Annotated in this window: 18 protein-coding genes and 1 pseudogene; 9 read left to right on the forward strand and 10 right to left on the reverse strand. The window is 71.8% G+C overall.

All coding sequences use genetic code 11. The annotated features are described in order from the left end of the window. Positions 1-12: 12 nt before the first annotated feature. The gene (locus tag AB0L95_RS06730) at positions 13-2,010 is read right to left on the reverse strand and encodes an Ig-like domain repeat protein (protein WP_365158005.1); all 1,998 of its coding nucleotides are present in this window, start codon (positions 2,008-2,010) and stop codon (positions 13-15) included. 350 nt (positions 2,011-2,360) lie between these two features. Between AB0L95_RS06730 and AB0L95_RS06735 the strand changes: the two genes are divergently transcribed. Further along, positions 2,361-3,245, forward strand: a complete 885-nt coding sequence (locus AB0L95_RS06735) for a hypothetical protein (protein WP_365158008.1) — start codon at positions 2,361-2,363, stop codon at positions 3,243-3,245. 69 nt (positions 3,246-3,314) lie between these two features. On the opposite strand, the gene AB0L95_RS06740 is transcribed toward AB0L95_RS06735, so the two are convergent. After that, positions 3,315-4,541 (reverse strand): histidine kinase, encoded by a 1,227-nt coding sequence (locus AB0L95_RS06740; RefSeq protein WP_365158011.1) that lies wholly within the window; start codon positions 4,539-4,541, stop codon positions 3,315-3,317. A 5-nt stretch (positions 4,542-4,546) separates the two neighbouring features. After that, positions 4,547-5,212, reverse strand: a complete 666-nt coding sequence (locus AB0L95_RS06745) for a response regulator transcription factor (protein WP_365158729.1) — start codon at positions 5,210-5,212, stop codon at positions 4,547-4,549. A 214-nt stretch (positions 5,213-5,426) separates the two neighbouring features. On the opposite strand from AB0L95_RS06745, the gene AB0L95_RS06750 reads away from it, so the two are divergent. The 4 genes from AB0L95_RS06750 (at position 5,427) to AB0L95_RS06765 (ending at position 9,046) form a co-directional block, all read left to right on the forward strand. Then, the gene (locus AB0L95_RS06750) at positions 5,427-6,641 is read left to right on the forward strand and encodes a DUF418 domain-containing protein (protein ID WP_365158015.1); all 1,215 of its coding nucleotides are present in this window, start codon (positions 5,427-5,429) and stop codon (positions 6,639-6,641) included. A gap of 271 nt (positions 6,642-6,912) precedes the next feature. Continuing rightward, positions 6,913-7,524, forward strand: a complete 612-nt coding sequence (locus AB0L95_RS06755; protein WP_365158018.1) for a hypothetical protein — start codon at positions 6,913-6,915, stop codon at positions 7,522-7,524. Between the two features lie 355 nt (positions 7,525-7,879). Further along, on the forward strand, positions 7,880-8,563 hold the full coding sequence (locus tag AB0L95_RS06760; protein ID WP_365158021.1) for a TNT domain-containing protein: 684 nt from the start codon (positions 7,880-7,882) through the stop codon (positions 8,561-8,563). Positions 8,564-8,638: 75 nt separating this feature from the next. Continuing rightward, positions 8,639-9,046, forward strand: a complete 408-nt coding sequence (locus tag AB0L95_RS06765) for a hypothetical protein (RefSeq protein ID WP_365158023.1) — start codon at positions 8,639-8,641, stop codon at positions 9,044-9,046. A 37-nt stretch (positions 9,047-9,083) separates the two neighbouring features. On the opposite strand, the gene AB0L95_RS06770 is transcribed toward AB0L95_RS06765, so the two are convergent. Together AB0L95_RS06770 and AB0L95_RS06775 are read right to left on the reverse strand one after the other, a co-directional pair. After that, a complete protein-coding gene (locus AB0L95_RS06770; RefSeq protein WP_365158026.1) occupies positions 9,084-9,530 on the reverse strand; it encodes a DUF1772 domain-containing protein in 447 nt (148 codons plus the stop codon). Between the two features lie 152 nt (positions 9,531-9,682). After that, a complete protein-coding gene (locus tag AB0L95_RS06775) occupies positions 9,683-10,129 on the reverse strand; it encodes a MarR family transcriptional regulator (RefSeq protein WP_365158028.1) in 447 nt (148 codons plus the stop codon). Between the two features lie 185 nt (positions 10,130-10,314). On the opposite strand from AB0L95_RS06775, the gene AB0L95_RS06780 reads away from it, so the two are divergent. After that, a complete protein-coding gene (locus AB0L95_RS06780) occupies positions 10,315-11,346 on the forward strand; it encodes a zinc-binding dehydrogenase (protein WP_365158031.1) in 1,032 nt (343 codons plus the stop codon). A 33-nt stretch (positions 11,347-11,379) separates the two neighbouring features. Here the strand turns inward: AB0L95_RS06780 and AB0L95_RS06785 are convergent, their stop codons facing one another. The 3 genes and pseudogenes from AB0L95_RS06785 to AB0L95_RS06795 form a co-directional block, all read right to left on the reverse strand. Continuing rightward, on the reverse strand, positions 11,380-12,198 hold the full coding sequence (locus AB0L95_RS06785) for a class I SAM-dependent methyltransferase (RefSeq protein ID WP_365158034.1): 819 nt from the start codon (positions 12,196-12,198) through the stop codon (positions 11,380-11,382). 99 nt (positions 12,199-12,297) lie between these two features. Further along, a pseudogene (locus AB0L95_RS06790) lies at positions 12,298-12,496 on the reverse strand (ferredoxin). Between the two features lie 7 nt (positions 12,497-12,503). After that, complete coding sequence (locus AB0L95_RS06795; RefSeq protein ID WP_365158037.1) at positions 12,504-13,724, reverse strand: cytochrome P450; 1,221 nt, start codon at positions 13,722-13,724, stop codon at positions 12,504-12,506. Positions 13,725-14,143: 419 nt separating this feature from the next. Between AB0L95_RS06795 and AB0L95_RS06800 the strand changes: the two genes are divergently transcribed. Together AB0L95_RS06800 and AB0L95_RS06805 are read left to right on the forward strand one after the other, a co-directional pair. After that, entirely contained in the window at positions 14,144-15,421 is a 1,278-nt protein-coding gene (locus AB0L95_RS06800) for a protein kinase (protein WP_365158040.1), read from the forward strand. 107 nt (positions 15,422-15,528) lie between these two features. Further along, positions 15,529-16,206, forward strand: a complete 678-nt coding sequence (locus tag AB0L95_RS06805; RefSeq protein WP_365158043.1) for a DUF6445 family protein — start codon at positions 15,529-15,531, stop codon at positions 16,204-16,206. Positions 16,207-16,287: 81 nt separating this feature from the next. On the opposite strand, the gene AB0L95_RS06810 is transcribed toward AB0L95_RS06805, so the two are convergent. Next, complete coding sequence (locus AB0L95_RS06810; RefSeq protein ID WP_365158045.1) at positions 16,288-17,082, reverse strand: TIGR03943 family protein; 795 nt, start codon at positions 17,080-17,082, stop codon at positions 16,288-16,290. Beyond that, entirely contained in the window at positions 17,079-18,128 is a 1,050-nt protein-coding gene (locus AB0L95_RS06815) for a permease (protein ID WP_365158048.1), read from the reverse strand. The genes AB0L95_RS06810 and AB0L95_RS06815 overlap by 4 nt, the downstream gene beginning before the upstream one ends. Positions 18,129-18,398: 270 nt before the next feature. On the opposite strand from AB0L95_RS06815, the gene AB0L95_RS06820 reads away from it, so the two are divergent. Further along, the gene (locus tag AB0L95_RS06820) at positions 18,399-19,142 is read left to right on the forward strand and encodes a DUF4142 domain-containing protein (RefSeq protein ID WP_365158051.1); all 744 of its coding nucleotides are present in this window, start codon (positions 18,399-18,401) and stop codon (positions 19,140-19,142) included. The last annotated feature ends 120 nt before the right edge of the window (positions 19,143-19,262 follow it).

Here is a 19,262-nt window from a genome sequence, read left to right on the forward strand (position 1 = left end):
AAGGGGCGGACGTCAGCGGGTGAAGATGAAGTACTTCCAGGTTCCGTACGTCGTCGAGTTCACGTTGTCGCCCGACGTCGTGTCGACGTAGGACGAACGGATCCGGAAGCGGACGCCGGTCGGCGGGGTGCCCGTGAGTTCGAGCGTGTCCTTGCCGCCCGAGCCGAGTTCGAGGTACGAGGAGTGCGTCGCACGCCAGGCGCCCCGGTCGTAACGCTGCACCTCCACCTTGTACTTACGGCCCGGATACGCCGTCATCGTCGTGGTGTAGACGGGGTCCTTGGACTGGTGGAAGTAGCGGTACGTCTCGCTCCACGCCGTCTTGCTCGTGTAGTAGCCGCTGAGCGCGGACGACACACCGACCTGTGCGCCGACCGTGCTGGTGGCCGTCGCGGGGGCGTACCGGGTGTCTCCCGTGAACTTGGCGCTGACCTTGGTGTCGCGGGTCAGATTGAGGGTGACGGACAGGTTTCCGGAGGAGTCGACGGTGCCGGACTTCACCAGCTTCTCCGGCTTGTCGGCGCCGTACGGATCGGCGTAGATGCCGACGGTGCGGTTCTTGTACGTCGTCCCCAGGTGCGCCGTGAACTTCACCGGGCTGTTGTACGCGTACACCTTGCCGTTGCCGGTCAGCGTCACCGTGGTCGCCGTGCGGGTGACGTTCACCGTGCTCCGCGTGGTGGCGCCCGCGTGGTAGGTGTCGCCCGCGTAGGTGACCGTGTACGTGACCTTGCCGCCGGCGGGCGGCGTGTCGGCGAAGGAGTACGAGCCGTCGGCGCCCACCGTCGCCGTGCCGAGTGCCTTGCCGGACCGGGACTCGTCGTCGGTTCGGGTGACCGAGACCTTGGTGCCGACGGGGAACGCGGCGGTGTCCGACATCAGCTTGCCCGTGAGGGTGAGGGACTTGGCGCGGGGGGCGGTGACCGGGACGGTCGCCGTGAGGGTGGTGTCCGCCTTGGTCGGGTCGTTGAGGACCCGCAGCGAGTACACGTCCGCGTCGTTGTACGACACCGCGAACAGCTTGCTGGCGTCCGGCGCCCAGGCGAGACCCGAGGCCGCGAGGGTGTCGGCGCCGCTGCTGTGGCCCGTGTTCGGGAAGTCGTACTGCCGTACCGGCGAGGAGACGCCCGGCTGGAAGATGTGGACGTCCGGGTCGTACCAGGAGAAGCTGCCCGCGGCGACCGCACCGTTCGGGGCGATGTCGACCGCGTTCGGGTACGGGTTGGTGGTGTAGCTGCCGTCCTCGGACAGGTCCGAGAGCTTGAACACCTGGTGCTTGTAGGGGGCACCGCTGGCCGTGACGACGTCCTTGCCGTCCGGCGTGACGGCGAGGTCGTCGAGGTCGCTGCTGCTGCCCGGGTCCCACGCGTACGCGGTGCGGTTCGCCGAGCCCGACGACACGTCGTACACGGCGAACTCGTTCGGGCTCTGCCCGGAGGCGCCCGCCACGAGGGTGCCCGGGGCACCGGCCGAGGAGCCGAGGATCGGGGCGTCGAGCCAGTTCTTGGCTGTGTCCTGGTGGAGCGTCACGACCGGGTCGGTACCACTCAGGTCGAGCGAGCCGATGTTGCCGTTGCCCTGGTCGCGGTAGCCGAACCAGAGCTTTCCGCCGGCGAGGGCCGGGTACTCGGGCTGGCTGCCGGCGCCGGTCGGGTAGCGGTGGGCCTCGGTGGCGGTCGCCGTGTCGATGGCGACGATCGCGTCGGCGTTCTCGACGGCCGCGTACAGGGTGCCGGAGTCGGCGGAGAGCTCCAGGCCGCGGACGCCCGGCAGGGAGTCGATCGTGCCGACGACGGTGCCGCTGTAGTCGGTCGCGACGACCTTTCCGCCGGTCGGGTCGCTGATGAAGACCCGCTGGTGGACGCCGTCCACGACGACGTCGCCGGTCGACTGGACCGGCAGGACGGTGCTGGAGTCGGCCAGCGCGGGTGCGGTCGACGTGACCGCGAGCGCGGCCGAGCTGAAGAGGACCGCGAGCGCTGTCGCGGCCGGAAGAGTGCGTATACGCACGGTGGTTTCGAACCCCCGGAACTGAAGAAGCCCCTGATGAAGCGGGGAAGTGAGCGGAGCTTAGGCGATGCCGGCGACGGCGGGGAAACGAAACGGTCAATGATGATCAAAGAAGTGGCGGGTCGGGGCCACCGGTGCCGCGACCGGGCCGGTCCGTCCCCGCCGCTCGGCGCCGCACGGCCGACCACACCACGCCCACGAACGCGCAGAGAATCCACCCAGGAGTGCCACACAGGGCCCACACAGTCCTCCGAAAGCCCCGTTAGCGTGACTAGCCGCTGGAACCCACGTGCGAACGTGGCCAGGCCGCGGCCGAGGCCGCAGGCGCAGTCGACTCAGGAAGACCGCAAATGGACTACTGCTCCTCGTGCCGTCGGCATCTCAACGGCGCCCTGGTGTGTCCGGGGTGCGGTGCCTACGCCCCGGACATCGCTCCCCCCATGGCCACACGCGCCTACGCACCGACGACGGGCGCGGCGATGACCGGGACCCCGGCGCGGGAGTTCGCCCTGTCCGGCACGTGGCACGACAGCGACCTTTCCGCACCGGCCCCGGCCGAGACCGCCCACCCCTTCGACCGGTCCGACGACGTGGACACCCCGTCCGACGAGCTGGACGGCCTTCCCTCCGCCGCGCCGACGGGACGGGCCGCCCGGCGCCGCCAGCTGGCCCGCTGGAAGAAGAACAAGCGGCGCGCCGCGGTCGCGACCGCCGTCGCGATCGTCGGTGGCGGTCTGACCATGACCGCGCTGGACAGGCAGTCCCCCGACCGGGCTCAGGCGGCCGCGGCGCCGGACAACCGGAGCATGGGCATCGCGGGCGAGCAGACCGGCGAGGACAGCCTGCCGGAGACGGCCTCGCCCGGCACCCACCGGTCCTCGTCGGCGCCGCAGCCCTCGCACACCATGTCCGCCGCCGAGTCCCCCGTCGTCGGCACCCCCCACCGGCAGGCCCTGGTCACCACGCCCCGTAGCGCGCGGCCGGACACCCGGCCCGACTCCGCGGCCACCCCGGTTCCCGCCGAGACCTCTGCCGCGTATCCGCAGACGGCCGCGCCCGCCTCCGGCGGCTCGACGAGCACGGGCAGCACCGGCACGTCCGCGCAGACACCGTCCACGCCCACGTCCCCGTCCGCGACCACCGGCACGACGGCCCCAGGCACCCCGCAGACGAACCCGTCGTCGCAGCCGACCTCACCGGCGCATCTGTGCCTGCTCGTGGTGTGCCTCGGCTGACCCGGCCGTTCCCCGCGTCGGACGTCGGAGCGGAAGGTCGTCGGACCGTACCCGGAACGCCGGTCCGGGTCAGTCCGCGTGGGCCGGGATCCGCATCCGTACCCGGAAGCCGCCGTCCGCCGTGGGGCCGGACTCGAAGGTGCCGTGCAGGATGTCCGCGCGTTCCTTCAGGCCCACCAGACCCTGGTGCGCGCTCGGGAGGGGGAGGGCCGGGCGGGACGGCGCGGTGTTGCTGATCGTCACGCCGACATCGGGGCCGTCGTGCCACAGCTCGACGGTGGCCTCGGCTCCGGGAGCGTGCTTGCGGACGTTCGTCAGGGCCTCCTGCACCGTGCGGTAGAGGGCCCGCTGGGCGGGTGTGCCCACGGTGGGCGAGAGTTCGCCCCTCAGCTCCGCCTCGATACCACTGGACGCCACCAGTTTGTGCAGGTCGGCCAGGGTGGGCTGCGGGGTCAGTTCGGTGACGTCGCCGCCGGAGGCGCGCAGCAGGGTGACCATGGTGCGCAGTTCGTCGAGCGTGCCGACGCTCAGCGAGCGGATGGAGCGCGCGGCCTCCCGTGTCTCCGGGTCCTTGGCGGCGACCTGGACGGCGCCGGCCTGTACGGCGATCAGGCTGACCTGGTGGGAGACGACGTCGTGCATCTCGCGGGCCAGCTGGGCGCGTTCGCGGGCGAGGACGGCCTGCGCGTGCAGGACGCGTTCGTGTTCCCTCGCCTCCCCGATCTCCGTCAGGCGCTGCGACAAGTCGCGGTGGGCCTGGACGAGTTGGCCGAGCAGGACGGGGGCGGCGGCGGTCGCCAGGGTGTAGACGAAGTCGACCAGAGTCCAGGTCCGGCCGATCCATGTGCTCGGGCCCGGCGGCCAGGGGATCGCGGTGGCGATCGCCGACAGGATCGCGCACACGGCGAGCAGACGGCGGTCCCGGTAGCGCACGGCCAGGGTGAACAGGGCCGCGAGCGGGGCGACGAGGGTGTCCTGGATCAGGGTCGCGGGCAGGGTGAGCAGAAAGACGACCAGCGGAAAACGCCGGCGGAGGGCGAGGGCGGCGCAGGCGACGGCGGCGAGGGTCAGTCCGAACGGTGTGTCGTCCGAGAGGTTGAGCCCCGCGTCGAGCGCGGCGAGGGCGACCAGACCCAGGTCGACCACGGGCGCCGGTACGCGCTCCCAGAGCTGCTTCCTGCCGGGCCGGGCGGCCGTCCCGGCGGCTCCGGTGAGCCCGGTGACCCCGGTGGCCCCAGTGGTCCTGGCAACCCCGGCTGCCCCGGTGGCCCCAGTGGCCCCGGTCGTACCGGTCATCTCGATCACCGCCCTTCCCGGTCGGTGCCCAGCAGCCCGGCCCGCTGGGCGAGCAGGGCGGCCTGTACCCGGCCGGCCACGCGCAGCTTGGTGAGGATGGCGCTGACGTGGTCCTTGACCGTGCCGGTGCCCAGGTGCAGGCGGGCTCCGATCTCGGCGTTGGACAGGCCCTCCGCCAGCAGGACGAGCACGTTCCGCTCCCGGTCGGTCAGCAGCTCGACCCGGGCCGCCTCCTCGTCGACGGCGGAGGGCTCGGTGCCGGGGTGGGTGTGCAGCAGGGTCCGGGACGCCTGCGGGGACATCACCACGCCGCCGGCGGCCAGTGTGCGCACCAGCTGGGCCAGCTGGTCGGGCTCGGTGTCCTTGAGCAGGAAGCCGGCCGCGCCGGAGAGCAGGGCCGTCAGGACGTACTCGTCGGCGTCGAAGGTCGTGAGCATGGCCACGACAGGCGGTTCCGGCAGCGCGCGCAGCTCCCGCAGCACGGTGAGACCGTCCACGTCCGGCATCCGGATGTCGAGCAGGACGATGTCCGGCCGGTGCTCCCGGACCGCGTCCAGGGCGTCCGCCCCGGTCGCGGTCGCGACCACCTCGATGTCGTCCGCCGCGTTGAGGATGAGGCTGAAGCCGGACCGGACCAGTGCCTCGTCGTCCACCACCGCCACCCGGATCACGTGCGCTCCGCCCTCCGGTTCGTCGCCCCCCTCCAAGGATCCGCCTCCCCACCGCCCCAGGCATCCGTCTCCCGCCGACCGGAGCCGGCCGCCGCCCGCCATGAGGCCGCCCGCCCGGTCCAGCCGGTCGGGGGGCCGGTTGCCGCCGGTCGGCGGGGTTCGCGCGGACTTCTGCCGGGTACCCCACTGACCAGTACTTTTCCAGTCTGGATGCATGACATACGACGCAGTCCTCGTCGCGCCCCCGGCCCGAGTGCCCGAGAGCGCGACCGGAATACGGGAGAACGGAACACGGGAGAACGGGCGGCCCTCGACGGGCCGCCTGGTCGGCGTGGACCTGGCCCGCGGTCTGGCTGTCTTCGGCATGTTCGCGGCCCATGTCGGACCCGACCCGGGCAAGGGTGGTGTCACCGGCTTCCTGATGGAGCTGGCGCACGGCAGGTCCTCCGCCCTGTTCGCTCTCCTGGCCGGCTTCGCGGTCGTTCTCATCACCGGGCGCCGTACGCCGAAGACCGGGCAGGCCGGCCGGCAGGCCGTCGCCAAGGTGATCATCCGGGCGGTCATCCTGCTGGCCGTGGGCAGCGCCCTGACCATGTGGGGCACCCCGGTCGATGTGATCCTCGCCTTCTACGGGCTGTACTTCCTGCTGGTGCTGCCGCTGTACCGGCTCGGCGCGGGGCCGCTCGCGGCGCTGGCCGTCGGCACGGCGCTGGTGTTCCCGCAGCTGCTCTATGTGCTGTCGCCGCTGGCCGGCGGCGCGTCCACCGCGGCCGGCCGGCCCGACGGCCTGCTCTCCCTGCTGGTCACCGGCAGCTACCCGGCCCTGACCTGGCTCCCGTTCGTGCTGGCCGGCATGGCAGTCGCCCGCCTCGACCTGGCGTCGGCGGCCGTCCGTACGCGGATCGCCCTGACCGGCGTCGCTCTCGCGGTCGTCGGCTACGGAGGCTCGTGGCTGGCGCTGCACCTCGTCCCCGGTGCCCTCGACGCGATCGGGGCCTCCGGGGCGGGCGGGGCCGCGTCGTCGGCCTGGTGGTCCGACACCGCGGGCTACCCGACCGGCACGACTCCGGCCTGGCTGCTGGCCGCCTCTCCGCACAGCGAGACGACCCTGTCGATCCTCGCCAACACGGGTGTGGCGATCACCGTCCTGGCCCTCTGTCTCTCCGCCATGGACGTCTTCCCCCGGCTGCGCCGTCTGGCCCGTCCCGTCATCGCGGTCGGCACCATGTCGCTGACGGCGTACGTGTCCCACATCGTCGCCATCCGGGTCCTGGGCATCGACGAACTGCCGGGCCCGGCGCTGCACGTGCTGCTCGGCTTCATCGTGGCCGTCGCCGCCTTCGCCACCCTGTGGTCGCGCTCCTTCCAGCGCGGGCCTCTCGAATGGGTGATGGGCAAGGCGACCGGGATCGCCCGGCACATTCCCTGACGCCGGGCGGAGTGACCGTCCGGGTCACCCCGCGACCGTAAAGACACCGCCCGCAACCGCTCGGCACCCGGCATCACGCCGGGTGCCGAGCCGGTTCCGGGCTCCTTCCACACCCGGGTCCGTGCCGGGGCACGGGTCCATCCCGGGGCACGGGTGAGGGCCATGGACGGCGCCGCCAACCGGGCGGGCTTGCGGGCGGTCCGGCCCGGTCCCGGGACGAGGGCGCGATCGGTGCGCACACTGGTGCCCTCGTGACCAGGCGGGAGACACGGTGGACGACCTCGGCCTTCGCACAGCCCGGAAAGACGCCGGCACGGGCGCCCACAGCGCCGCGCCCCAGCCCGGAGTCATCGGCATCGCGCTGGCCGCCGTGCTGACGGCCGCACTCGCGCAGGGTTCCTGGCAGTGGTTCGCGACCTATCTCGGCGGGACGCTCCTCGCGTTGATCCTCTGCTTCTACCGCCTGCCGACGTGGGCACCCGGCCTGCGCTCCGCCTACGCCGTGAACCTGATGACCTACGCCGTCGTCGTCGGCCTGTGCGTCGCGATCACGCTGGCTCCGATGATGCAGCGCTGGTCATGGCTGTTCCCCATGCGGGGCACCCGCGCCCAGTGCCGTGAGCTGGGCCGGTACGAGCGCCTCCGCGTGGAGGCCGCGCTGGCGGACCTCACCGGACGCGACCCCGTGGCGCTGGCCCACGCACAGCAGCAACAGAGCCATACCGTCGTGGCCGACTGCCTGGCGTCCACCACGACCCTGTGGCTGCCGGTGTACGGGTTCGGGGCAGCCGTCCTGGTGGCTCTGGCCGCCTGGTCCCTCGGCCGGACCCGGGCCCGCGGAGGGGCGGGGCGTACGGAGATCGGGACGGCGGAGCGCTCGTAGGCCTCCTGTCGTGCCGGGCGAGTCCCGGCCCGTCGTCGATCCCCCTCCCGAGCGGACGGCGACAACCCCCGTCGGTGTCTCCCGCGAACCCTGCGCATCCTGCGGTCGCGGGGTCGGCCGGCGTCGGCGCGGTACCGGTCCGGCGCCCGTCCCTTGGGCCGGCCGAGGAACGGTGTTCATCGGATCGGGTGACTTGCTGCGGCGCCTTCCTCCCGTCCGTGTACGACCCGCATGAACTGGGCCGCGGACCACGACGAGGCCGCCTGTCCACCCCGCCTGTCATCCCTCTACGCGACCGGCCGCCCTCGCGCGCATGCAGGCGCCTGCCCGGCGCCAGGGACCGAAGGGACACCGGATGCGTCTACTGCCCGTTCTCGTACGGAGCACCCTCGCGTCGCTCCTGCTGCTGCTCGGCATCACCCCGGCCACGGCCCACGCAGTCGAGCCCCGTGTCGGACAGAGCGCCCGCTGCCCCATCCAGGAGCGGGACCGCGGGACGAACACCGCACCACCGCCGATCCAGCGGTACTACGACGACGACTGGCGGCTGGGACCGGCGCTGCTCCCCCGGTCGGGCCCGCTCGGCGCGATGCTGAAGGGGTATCACCGCACAGACAGCACCTCCTCCTACTGGTTCCTCGGGTGCTACTGGAACACGAATCCGCAGACGGGACTGTCCGGTTGGTGGTACCCGGACAACAACGGCTTCGTGCTGAAGAACGGCAAGCCGGTGGAACATCTGCTGAACCTCCGCCCGGGACAGCTGGTCGACCTGTTCGGCAGCGGCACCGGCCACTTCCTCGCGCCCGCGGGCACGCCGTACGCCAAGCGCGCGATCCCGCCGAGCAACCTCGACACCTACGACCCGAGCCACCCGTTCAGCTACCACCTCTACCGGGTCGTCCAGTCGTTCACCGTCCACGCCGGCCCGATCAGGCCCTGGTTCGGCCAGCCCGGACTGGGTCTGCAGTATGTGACGGACCTGTCGATCACGGACCTCCTCAACCAGACGAAGCTGCAAGAACTGCCCGTGACCTGACTTCACCCGGCCCTGGGTGGCCCTTGGACCGGCGCGGTCGGGGACCACCCGGGAGCCACGGGGTGAGACACACCGATGGACCGAACAGAACTCGTCGGCAGACTCCGCGAGGCGGGCGTTCCCGAGGCCTTGTACGAGATCACCGGCGTCCACGACGTCCCCGTCCAGCCGGATGCCTTCTACGTCCTGCGTCCCGAGGGCAACGGCTGGACCGTCGGCCTGCGCGAGCGTTCCCGGGACCGCGAGATACGGCACTTCGCCACCGAGGACGAGGCCTGCGCGTACCTCTACGACGCCCTCACCCGAGTGCCCCCGCCCGCTCCCGGGGTTGCGGAGCCCCTGGAGCAACTCCTCGCGGATCCCGAGGAGATCCAGCGCCAGGCGTGGGGGGACTTCGAGCGCGCGGCACGGCACGACCGCGCCCCCGCCCCTCCCGAGGAGGAGGGCGGGGGCGGAGACGGGAGCCAGGGCGAGAACCCCTGAGCGCCGGTACGGTCGGCCCGCCGGCCGGTCCGGGGCGTCACACCAGGGCGACGACCAGCAGGACGAACGCCGCGACGATGACCCCGACGCGGACAAAGTGGAACCGGTCCCAGCGGCCGAGCTGCTGCTTCCAGTCCGCCGGGGCGCTGTCCCGGGTCCACTGCGCGACGCGGGAGTTGATCGGGACCAGCAGGGCGATCGACATCAGGACGCTCAGCACGAGCAGGGCGGTGGCCGTGACGACGAGCCCCGACCCGGCGTCGCCCCAGCTCGCGACCGCCCGGACGGCACCGAGCACGACCGAGCCGATGTACCAGAACGGCATCACCCTGCCGAGGATGCGGGCCCCGTCGCTGCGGGCCGAGAGGCCGCCGTCGTTCGGCAGCCGGTCGAGGATCGGGTTGACGAACACCGCCACCGCGAACTCGACGCCCACCAGCAGGCCGACGATGACGACCGTGATGACGGCCAGTGCGTTCTGCATGTCCCCTCCCGAGACGCCCGGGCGCGTTCCTAGCGCCGCTAGCAAGTAATGCGATGCTAGACCGATCGACGCTCGGATGTCTAGCAGTGCTAGCAAAAGAGGTGCGGGAGACCGTCCTCACGCAAGCCACGAGCGCACGAGCGCCCGACTGATCAGCGCAGGGACTCCAGAACCGCGACCGCCCGCTCCAGATACTCCTCGAAGCGGGCCCGCTCTTCCGGCGTGAATTCGGCACTCAGCGAGCCCTCGACGAACAGCGCCGCCCTGTCGGCCTTCTTCACGATGGCGCGGCCCGCCCGGGTCACCCGGTTGACCACGACCTTCTGGTGCAGCTCCGAGGGTTCACGCACCACCAGGCCGGCCTTCTCCAGGTTGGTCAGCACCGTGGCCATCGTCTGCGGCGTGACCATGCACTCCCGGGCGAGCTGCGCCGCCGACATGCCGTCGGAGGCCGAAAGCAGCAACAGGACCGAGTACTGGGGCACCGTCAGGTCGAACTCCCGCAACACCTGCGTCTTGCGTGCGATGAGGGCCTGCTCCGCCCTCTTGATCGTGTGCCCGAGCCGGCCCGCGGCGACCGTCTCCGTCGTGTCCGCCATGCCAACAGTCTCGCATGTGACAGAGGACGAAGCAGTGGACGTGAGTCTGCCGTAACAGGATCCTGGCACAGGTTCGCCTTCTCCACACAGCAGACCTAGTTCATATGACAGAGTTCTGTCTCATGAAGGAACTGCCTCCTTCGGTGCCGGCAGAGGGGTCCCCCCCTCGACGAGAGAGGAATCCCATGACGAACACCCCCGAGAACCCCGAGACCCCCACGACCGCCGGGAGCCGTATGCGTACCGTCCGGTTCGAGTCCTTCGGCGGCCCGTCCGTCCTGACCGTCGCGGATGTCGCCGTGCCGGAGCCGGGGCCCGGGCAGATCACGGTCGACGTCGAGTACGCGGGCGTGAACTTCGCCGAAGTGATGTTCCGGCGGGGCCAGTTCCCGGTGGATCTGCCGCACTTCCCCGGTCTGGAGGCGGTCGGCACGGTACGCGCCGTCGGCGAGGGCGTCACCGGCGTCGAGGCCGGCGAGCGGGTAGCCGCCCTCGCCCTGGGCGGCGGCGGCAACGCCGAGGTCGTCGCGGTCGGCGCGGAGCACACGGTACGGCTGGACGGCGACCTCGCCGGGCTGGACGGCGCCTTGGCGGCGGGCGCCCTGTGCAACGTCACCACCGCGCTGGGCGTGCTCACCTCCGCCGGACATCTCGCGAAGGGCGAGACCGTGGTCGTCCTCGCCGCCGCGGGCGGGGTCGGCACGGCCGCCGCGCAGCTGGCCCGGTCACTGGGCGCACGCACGGTGATCGGTGTGACCAGCTCCCCGGCCAAGGCGGAGTACGCGCGCGGTTTCGGCTACGACAGCGTGGTGTCGTACGACGAGATCGGGCGGGAGGTGGCCGAACGCACCGGCGGAGCGGGCGCGGACCTGGTTCTGGACTCGGTCGGCGGCGCGTTCCGGTTGTCCGTGACCGGCCTGCTCGCCGCGTTCGGACGCCATGTCGTCTTCGGCAACGCGGCGGCCGAGGACGTCGCCTTCGAGGGCAACCACCCCTGGTACACCAACAGTTCGCTGGCGGGCTACAACCTCGGCGGCGTCGCGGGCCGCGCCCCGCAGCTGCTCCGCGCCCATCTGGAACAGGCCCTGACGGAGGTCGCGCGGGGCGCCGTCCGCGTGGAGGTGACGGTGCTGCCGCTGACGGACGTGGCGCGGGCGCACGAACTGCTGGAGACACGGGCGTCCACGGGCAAGTACGTCCTGGACGTCCGGGCCTGACCGAGAGCCGGGGCCGGAGGTGAGGCGTGGTGGTCAGCCGGCGCGGCGGTTGCGGGCGAGGAGGCCGAAGGTGGTGGCGGGGCCGAAGCGGTCCCCGAGCGACTGCAGCACTCCCGACTGCGTCGACCAGTAGCGTTGCAGCTCCACCTGGTGGAAGGCGGGTCGCAGCAGCCCCTGCAGCGCCACCTCGTCCACCCCCTGCCGTACGACGTGGTACTCCGCCATGTCGGCCTCGTTCGTCTCGTCGTAGTGACCGCGCAGTCGGCGCGCCTGGGTGGCCAGTCCGCGCCGCAGGTTCCCCTGGCCGAGCCGCCACAGCAGATACGCGCCCCGGTCCAGGCGCATCGAGACACCCGACCGGCGCGGGTACCACAAGGGATCCTGGATGCTGAAGAAGGCGCCGCCCGGGGCGATACGGCCGACGAGGTGTTCGACGGCACCCGGATAGTCGGGGATGTGGTGCAGCACGGAGATGCACACCACGGCGTCGAGCGGCTCCGCGCGCAGCAGCGCCTCTCCGTCCGGGTCGTGCGTGACGGTGACGCGCGGATTGTTGCGGAAGCGGTGACGGAGGACCGCCGCGCTGGGGGCGCTCATCTCCGTCACCTCGACCCTCGCCCCGGCCGCCACCAGATGGTCGGTGAAGGTCCCGTGCCCGGCACCGATCTCCAGGACCCGGCACTGGCCGTTGCGGTCGGTGACCTCGCCGACCAGGGCGTGCAGACCCGAGATCACCCGCTCACGGATGCGGTGATGCCGGATGTGCGGGGAGCCCTTGGCGTAGTCGTGCCCCTCGTCGTGGGCGCGCTCCTGAAGCTCCCCGATGGTGGGCCCGCTGAGGATTTCCGTCATGCGGGGACACTATTTCGGCGTCTGCCGTCACGGGCCGGCCCTCCCGCGGCCGGACCGCGCAATTCACGCGTCCGGCCGCAGGCCACCCGGCGGATGCGCTCAGCCCGTCCCGGTGAGCGTGATCGCGGCGGCCGGGCACATGCTCGCCGCCTCCCGTACGGCCGGGTGCCGCCCGGACGGGGGTTCCGCGTCGCGGAGCCGGACGATCCCGTCCTCCTCCCGCTGGTCGAACACGTCCGGCGCCAGCAGCACACTGACCGGCACCACAGCACTTCGCTTCGTCAACCGTGACCTTCATGTCCGCTTCACCACCGCACCGGAAGTTCCTGCAGCCTGCCGACGACCAGTCCCTCCACCCTGCGCAGTTCGCCGGGCTCGACCGCCAGCTCCAGGTCCGGCAGACGGCGCAGCAGCACATCGAGCACGGTCTGCAGTTCGGTGCGGGCCAGCGGCTGGCCCAGGCAGGAGTGCGCTCCGGCGCCGAACGCGATGTGCGGGTTGGGGCTGCGGCCCAGGTCCAGTTCGTCGGCGCCCTCGAAGGCGCTCTCGTCCCGGTTGGCCGCGGCCATGCTGCAGATCACGGTCGTACCGGAGGGCACCACATCACCCCCGACCACGGTGTCCTCGGAGAGATAGCGCGGCAGGCCGAAACCGCCGTTGGGGTCGAAGCGGAGCACCTCCTCCACGGCCGTACGCACCAGCGACCGGTCGGCGAGCAGCCGCTCCCAGTGGCGGCGGTCCGCCAGCAGCAGGGCCACCATCTTCGCGATCACCCCGGCCGTGGTCTCGTGCCCGGCGACCAGCAGCGCCTGGGCGGTCGCGACCAGCGCCGCACCGGACATCGGCCGCCCCTCGGCGTCGGTCGCGTCCATGAGCCGGCTCAGCAGATCGTCGCCGGGGTGTGCGCGCTTGCCCTCGACCAACTCGCTGAGGCAGGCGGTGAACTCGGCCTGAGCGGTGTCGATCTCGGCCTCGTCGAACCGGGTCAGGCTCAGGCTGACGTCGGACCAGTGCGCGAACGCCTCTCGGTCGCTCTCCGGGACGCCGAGCATGTCGCAGATCACCCACACCGGCAGCGGGAAGGCCACATGGGTGACGAGATCGGCCGGCCGACCGTGCTCCAGCATCTCGTCGACGAGCTCCTCCGTCCGGGCCTCGATCCCGGGCCGCAGCGCGGACATGCGCTTGGCCGTGAACCACTTGCCGACCATCCGGCGCCATCGCTCATGCCCCTCGGCGGCCAGCGTCCTGGACACCGGGCTGTTGAACAGTCCCCCCGACTCGGTGTCGGTGATCCGGGCCGCTCCGGGCGCGCTCAGCTCGCGGGTGAAGCGCGGGTCGGCGAGCACGCTGCGGACGTCCTCGTACCGGGTCAGCAGCGACGCCTCGTCGCCGCTGGGCAGCGTCACCCGCGCCACCGGACACGTCCGCCGCAACTCGGACCATTCGGGCGGCACCTGAAGGACCGTCGGGGCGGAGAAGGGATAGGGCAGCGGCTCGGTCCGCTCGGTGCGTCCGTCACTCATCATGACCTCCTGCTTCCGGGGGTGCGGTTCCTCCTGTCAGGCCATCCCTTCCCAGAAATCAAGTCAATCGACTGACTTACGACCTTGGCCGATGTCGACCCCGTCCTCCACCGGTCAGAGGCTCGGGAAGTCCGAGCCGAATGGCCCATTCCTGTCGGCTCCCTGCCTGCCGGGGGCCGTCGGCCCGTGTCCGGCGGAGCCGGGCCGCCGCGCCGGGAGTGTCGGACACGCGGGGATTGTGCGACAGGTTCGTCACCACTCGGTCATCACAGGGGGGAGACCGTGATCAAATCGGGGAGCGTGCCGTTAGGCTGTGATCCGCTCCGGCTCCCCACCATCACCCGTTCCGCGGAGTCATGGCCGACGGCGGCCGGGCGGTCTCACGGCATTCGTCTCACGGCATGAGGATGTAACAACAGGTGCTGATCGCGGGCCGGTACGAGCTGAACACCACCGTCGGACGTGGCGCGATGGGGGAGGTCTGGCGGGCGTACGACCAGATGCTCGGCCGGCCGGTCGCCGTCAAGGTCCTGCTGGCCCAGAACTCCGACCCCACCGCCGACTCCCGCTTCCGGCTGGAGGCCCAGACCGCGGGGCGGCTGCACCACCCCCATGTGGTCGGCGTCCTCGACTTCGGCGAGCACGACGGCCGGCTGTTCCTGGTCATGGAGTTCGTGGACGGCGACAGCCTCTCCCGGGTGCTCGCCGACGACGGTCCGCTGCCCGCCGAGCGCGTCGCCCGCATCGCCGCGCAGGCTGCGGCCGGGCTCGCCGTGGCGCACCAACAGGGCATCGTGCACCGGGACATCAAGCCCGGCAACCTGCTGCTCGACGCGGACGGCACGGTCAAGATCGGCGACTTCGGCATCGCCCGCTTCATGGACGACCCCTCGGCCGCGCTCACCGCGACCGGGCAGATCGTCGGCACCAGCCTGTACATCGCGCCGGAACGCGCACTCGGTAAGCCCGCGGGACCCCCCAGCGACGTCTACTCGCTGGGCTGTGTGCTCTATCAACTCCTCACCGGCAACCCGCCGTTCCGCGCCGATACCCCGATCGCGATCCTCCACCACCATCTCGACAGCGCCCCCGTGCCGCCCCGCGAGCTGGGTGTCTCGCTGCCGCCCGCCTTCGAGAACTATCTGCTGAGCCTTCTCGCCAAGCGGCCCGAGGACCGGCCGACCGCACAGCAGGCCGCCGACTGGTTCGGCACCGGCGCCTGGCAGGGCCGCCCCGAACCGCTCCCCGCCATCGCCCCGCAGCCGCGGCACACCCCGGTGCCCGCCATGGAACCGCCGGCGCTCCCCCGTACGGACTCGGGCCCGGCCACGACGTACAAACTCCCCTCCGCCGCCCCGGCCCCGGGCCACCGGACGGCCCATCGCCAGCGCCCGCAGCCGGGCAGCCACCGCGAACGCCCCGCCACCGCCCCTCACCGGGACCGCCCCGCCACGGGAGGCCACCGCGAGCGCCCGGCGATGTCGGGGCGCCGCGACCGGACGCCGGCCGGCGGACGGCGCGCACAGCCCTCGCTGCGTACGATCGTCATGCAGCGGCCGCGCGCCGTGGGCCTGATCGCCGCCGCGGCCCTGTTCCTGACGGCGATGTTCGTGAGCATGGCGGTGTTCTCACCGGACAGCAGCTCCGCGGAGACCCCGGAGCGGACGCGGTCGAGCCCGGCGTCGCCGACCCCCTGACCACGCCCCGTCAACCCAACCCCGTTACGTTTCAAGGGCGTTGTGTTGAAGGAACGTTGACCATCCGAAGAGAAACGGCGGCGAGCACGGACTGTAGGTTCACCCGCATGCCCCCACAGCCCCCACGCCTGCCCGTGCTCCCGTACCGCAAGCCCACCCGCGGCCGTGACTACTGGGTCCTCGACGACGTGCTGCCGAACGTGGACGAGGTACGGGCCCGGTGCCTCGCCAAGGACGAGAACGACTGGACCAAGGGGTATCCGTACACCCAGGAGAGCTGGCCGGGGCTGCGGACGATGCCCGGGCTGGAACCGGACGAACTCGCCCGCGTGGAACGGCTCGTGCGCAAGGAGACCGGCGCGCAGAAGCTGTGGCTGCAGACCGCGCCCGGCGGGGGCACCCTCAATCACAACTGCATCCAGGTCGTCGGCAAGGACGAGGGCGAGCCGCGTCCGCACACCGACTCACGGGCGCTGTGCCGCTATGCCGCGGTGCTCTATCTCAGCCCGGACATCCCCAAGGACTGCGGCACGAGCTTCTACCGCCAGAGCCTGCCCGGCGGCGTCCTCGGTGGCAACATGGTGCAGGCACCGCACACCAACCTGGTCGAGGCGCTGGGCACGCGCTATGTCTCACCGGACTCGTTCACCGAGGACGTACGTGTGCCGCAGCGCTACAACCGGCTGCTCCTGTACAAGGCCAACGTCATGCACAGCGCCACCGGTTACTGCGGCAGCGACCTGGAGGACAAGCGCATGACGGCCGTCTTCTTCTGGATGGCCTGAGCCGCCGGAGGATCCGGGTCGGCCGAGGGCTCGGGCGTCGGTCCGCCCTCCCGTACGGCTGGCTGTGCGCGAGGCGGGCGGTCAGCGCGAGGGGAGGAGCGGCAGATCGTCCGTGTACCCGTTCACCGGCCGGGCGATCCGCTCGACGGTACGGGCGTCGAGCGCGACGGGCGCCGAACGCGTGCCCAGGGTTCCGCCGGGGTGCCAGGTACCCGTGACGGCCACCCAGGTGTTGGCGGCCAGGGCCGGCTTCCCGTACATCCGCACCTTCACGGACTGGGCGTCCGCGGCACAGCAGGAGATGATGATCCGGGTCAGGTACCAGCTGCCGGTCCGCTTGTCGGGCGTGACGAAACCGGACATCTGGATGCTGCGCCCCTTGATGGCCAGCCCCCGGTCCTGCTGCACCCGGGTGGTGAAGTCCGTGAGGGTCATCGGGAGCGGCGAGGTCCGGGGCAGCGGATCGAAATGCTCCTGCTCCTGGACGGCCTTGGGCGCCTCTCGGGTCGCGGTGTACGCGCCGAGGGCGGGCGGCGCGAAGAAGAGCAGGCTCAGCGCGGGCAGGAACAGCAGCCAGGCGATCCGGGGGGTGCCGGAGTGGTCATGGCCGTGGCCGCCTCTGTGGCCGCGATCGTGGTCGTGGTCGCCGTCCTCGTGAGCGTCTTCCGGCCGCCCGGCGGGTTGGCCGTGGCCCGTCCGGTTCCGGCCCGCCGCGGCGTCCACCACACCCAGCACCAGCAGCAGCACGCCCGACGCGATCAGCAGCGGCCGCAGCCCCTCCTTCACATACCTGAGGCACAGGTCGGTGAAGAGCGAGGCGTGCAGCAGGCCGAGGCCGCTGAGGACCAGCAGGGTCACCTGGACGGGACGCTTCACAGCAGGGCCGCTCCGATCAACGAGCTGCACAGGATCGCGACCACGGTCGTCGCGGTGGAGAAACGGGCCGCGAAGGCCCGGCCGAACGTGCCCGCCTGAAGAGCGATCAGCTTGAGGTCGACCATCGGCCCGACCACCATGAACGTCAGCCGCGCGACCGGCGAGAACCCGCTCAGCGACGCCGCCACGAACGCGTCGGCCTCGGAGCACACCGCCAGGATGACCGCGAGCCCGGCCAGGAAGAGCACCGACAGCCAGGGCGAGCCGGAGAAGGTGTCGAGCACGGAGCGCGGGACGGCCACGTTGAAGGTGGCCGCCGCCATGGCGCCGACCACCAGGAACCCGCCCGCCTGGAGGAAGTCGTGCTGGAAGCCGAGCCGGAACTCCGTCCAACGGCTGTGCCCCGACCGGTGTCCGATGTGCCGCACGGCGGGCCGCAGCCACTCCTCACGGCCCAGCCAGAGCCAGAGCCAGCCCATCACGGCGGCGGTGGCGAGCGAGGCGAGCAACCGGGCCAGCACCATGGCGGGGTTGCCGGGAAAGGCGACCGCGGTCGCCGTCAGCACCACAGGGTTGATGGCGGGGGCCGAGAGCAGGAACGCGAAGGCGGCGGCCGGAGTCACCCCACGGCGGATCAGGCTGTTCGCGACGGGCACCGACGCACACTCACAGCCGGGCAGTACGACACCGGCCACCCCGGCGACCGGGACGGCGAGCACGGGCCGGCGGGGCAGCACCCTGCTGAACACCCGGGCCGGCACGAACGCGTTGATCGCGCCGGACAGGGCGGTACCGAGCAGCAGGAAGGGCAGTGCCTGGACGACGACGGCGAGACACACGGTCCGCCAGGCCTGCATGGCGGGCACGTTCAGCGAGCGGCTGAGCAGGAGCAGCACGGGGCCGGCGAGGACGGCCGGTCCGAACAGAAGCGGCCAGGGCAGCGGCCGTCGGCCGGACGCGGGCGCGTCGGCGGTCGCCACGGGGACCGCGCCGGCCGGCTCGGCCTCCGTCTGCGCCTGCGCGGGCAGGGCATCCGTCTTCTGCATGGCAACCCCGAATGTCCGATGTTCAGACTGAACATAGCGGGTGCCGGGCCAGGCACCCCGGCAGCGCCACGCATCCTCTTCCGGCACACGGAACCCAGGAGCACGGCCCATGACCACGGACTGCCGCGCGCACGGGTCCGGGCCGCGGCGGCGCGGGGCCCGACCGGGTGTGACGACCCCCACAGCATGGTCCGTGGATTTTGCCAGCGGAAAAGGTTCCGGGCCCCGCCGTACGCGTACTTCTGGGCGTCCGAACAACCAGGAGGTGCCATGCGCATTTCGCGGAACGCGGCCGGAACCCTTTTCGTGGGGGGCGCCCTGACACTCACACTCACGGCGCTCGTCTATCCCTCGATGCTGGGAGTGCAGACCGTGTCGAGCGCTCCGTCGCGTGTCATCGCCAACACCTCGTCGGGACCGCTGACCGAGGCGGACCGCGACTTCGTCGTCAAGGTGCGGGCCGCAGGTCTGTGGGAGTTCCCCTCGGGTGAACTGGCCCTGAAGAAGGGCACCACCCCGGCCGTGCGCACGGCCGGTGCACACCTGGTCAACGGGCACGTCAACCTCGACGAGACCGACCGGAAGGTCGCCGCGACACTGGGCATCACACTGCCCAACCAGCCGAGCCCGCAGCAGCAGGGGTTCGTGCAGACGCTGACGGCGGACCAGGGCAAGAAGTTCGACGAGGATCTCGCCAACATCCTGCGGGTGACGCACGGCCAGATCTTCCCCGTCATCGCCAACATCCGGGCCACCACGCAGAACACGCTGGTCCGCCAGCTGGCCGACCAGGCGAACGACACGGTCCTCGACCACATCACGGTGATGGAGCAGACGGGCCTGGTGAACTTCGACAACGTCCTGTTCCAGGAGACGACCCCGCCCAAGCTCCCGAAGAGCGACACCACCCCGCCGGCCCCCGCGCCCGGCGAGCCCACGGTGGTTCTCTCCCCGCCTCCGGGCTTCACGCCGCCGCCGTCGACCGCTCCGACCTCGGCGCCCACGACGGGCTGACCCTCCGGTTCCGCCCGGCCACGGCCGTCGGCGGGCGCGCCCCCAACAGCGCGCCCGCCGACGGCCGTTCACGTGTCGCGGCACGCGTGTCGCGGCACGCGTGTCGCGGCACGCGTGTCG

Source organism: Streptomyces sp. NPDC052036 (assembly GCF_040680495.1).
In the GTDB taxonomy this organism is placed as follows: Bacteria; Actinomycetota; Actinomycetes; order Streptomycetales; family Streptomycetaceae; genus Streptomyces.

Excerpts from the sequence above, each read along its gene's own strand:
- AB0L95_RS06735 (WP_365158008.1), top strand. The coding sequence starts at position 2,361 with ATGGACTACTGCTCCTCGTGCCGTCGGCATCTCAACGGCGCCCTGGTG.
- AB0L95_RS06740 (WP_365158011.1), bottom strand. The coding sequence starts at position 4,541 with ATGACCGGTACGACCGGGGCCACTGGGGCCACCGGGGCAGCCGGGGTT.
- AB0L95_RS06750 (WP_365158015.1), top strand. The coding sequence starts at position 5,427 with ATGACATACGACGCAGTCCTCGTCGCGCCCCCGGCCCGAGTGCCCGAG.
- AB0L95_RS06760 (WP_365158021.1), top strand. The coding sequence starts at position 7,880 with ATGCGTCTACTGCCCGTTCTCGTACGGAGCACCCTCGCGTCGCTCCTG.
- AB0L95_RS06765 (WP_365158023.1), top strand. The coding sequence starts at position 8,639 with ATGGACCGAACAGAACTCGTCGGCAGACTCCGCGAGGCGGGCGTTCCC.
- AB0L95_RS06770 (WP_365158026.1), bottom strand. The coding sequence starts at position 9,530 with ATGCAGAACGCACTGGCCGTCATCACGGTCGTCATCGTCGGCCTGCTG.
- AB0L95_RS06775 (WP_365158028.1), bottom strand. The coding sequence starts at position 10,129 with ATGGCGGACACGACGGAGACGGTCGCCGCGGGCCGGCTCGGGCACACG.
- AB0L95_RS06780 (WP_365158031.1), top strand. The coding sequence starts at position 10,315 with ATGACGAACACCCCCGAGAACCCCGAGACCCCCACGACCGCCGGGAGC.
- AB0L95_RS06785 (WP_365158034.1), bottom strand. The coding sequence starts at position 12,198 with ATGACGGAAATCCTCAGCGGGCCCACCATCGGGGAGCTTCAGGAGCGC.
- AB0L95_RS06795 (WP_365158037.1), bottom strand. The coding sequence starts at position 13,724 with ATGAGTGACGGACGCACCGAGCGGACCGAGCCGCTGCCCTATCCCTTC.
- AB0L95_RS06805 (WP_365158043.1), top strand. The coding sequence starts at position 15,529 with ATGCCCCCACAGCCCCCACGCCTGCCCGTGCTCCCGTACCGCAAGCCC.
- AB0L95_RS06815 (WP_365158048.1), bottom strand. The coding sequence starts at position 18,128 with ATGCAGAAGACGGATGCCCTGCCCGCGCAGGCGCAGACGGAGGCCGAG.
- AB0L95_RS06820 (WP_365158051.1), top strand. The coding sequence starts at position 18,399 with ATGCGCATTTCGCGGAACGCGGCCGGAACCCTTTTCGTGGGGGGCGCC.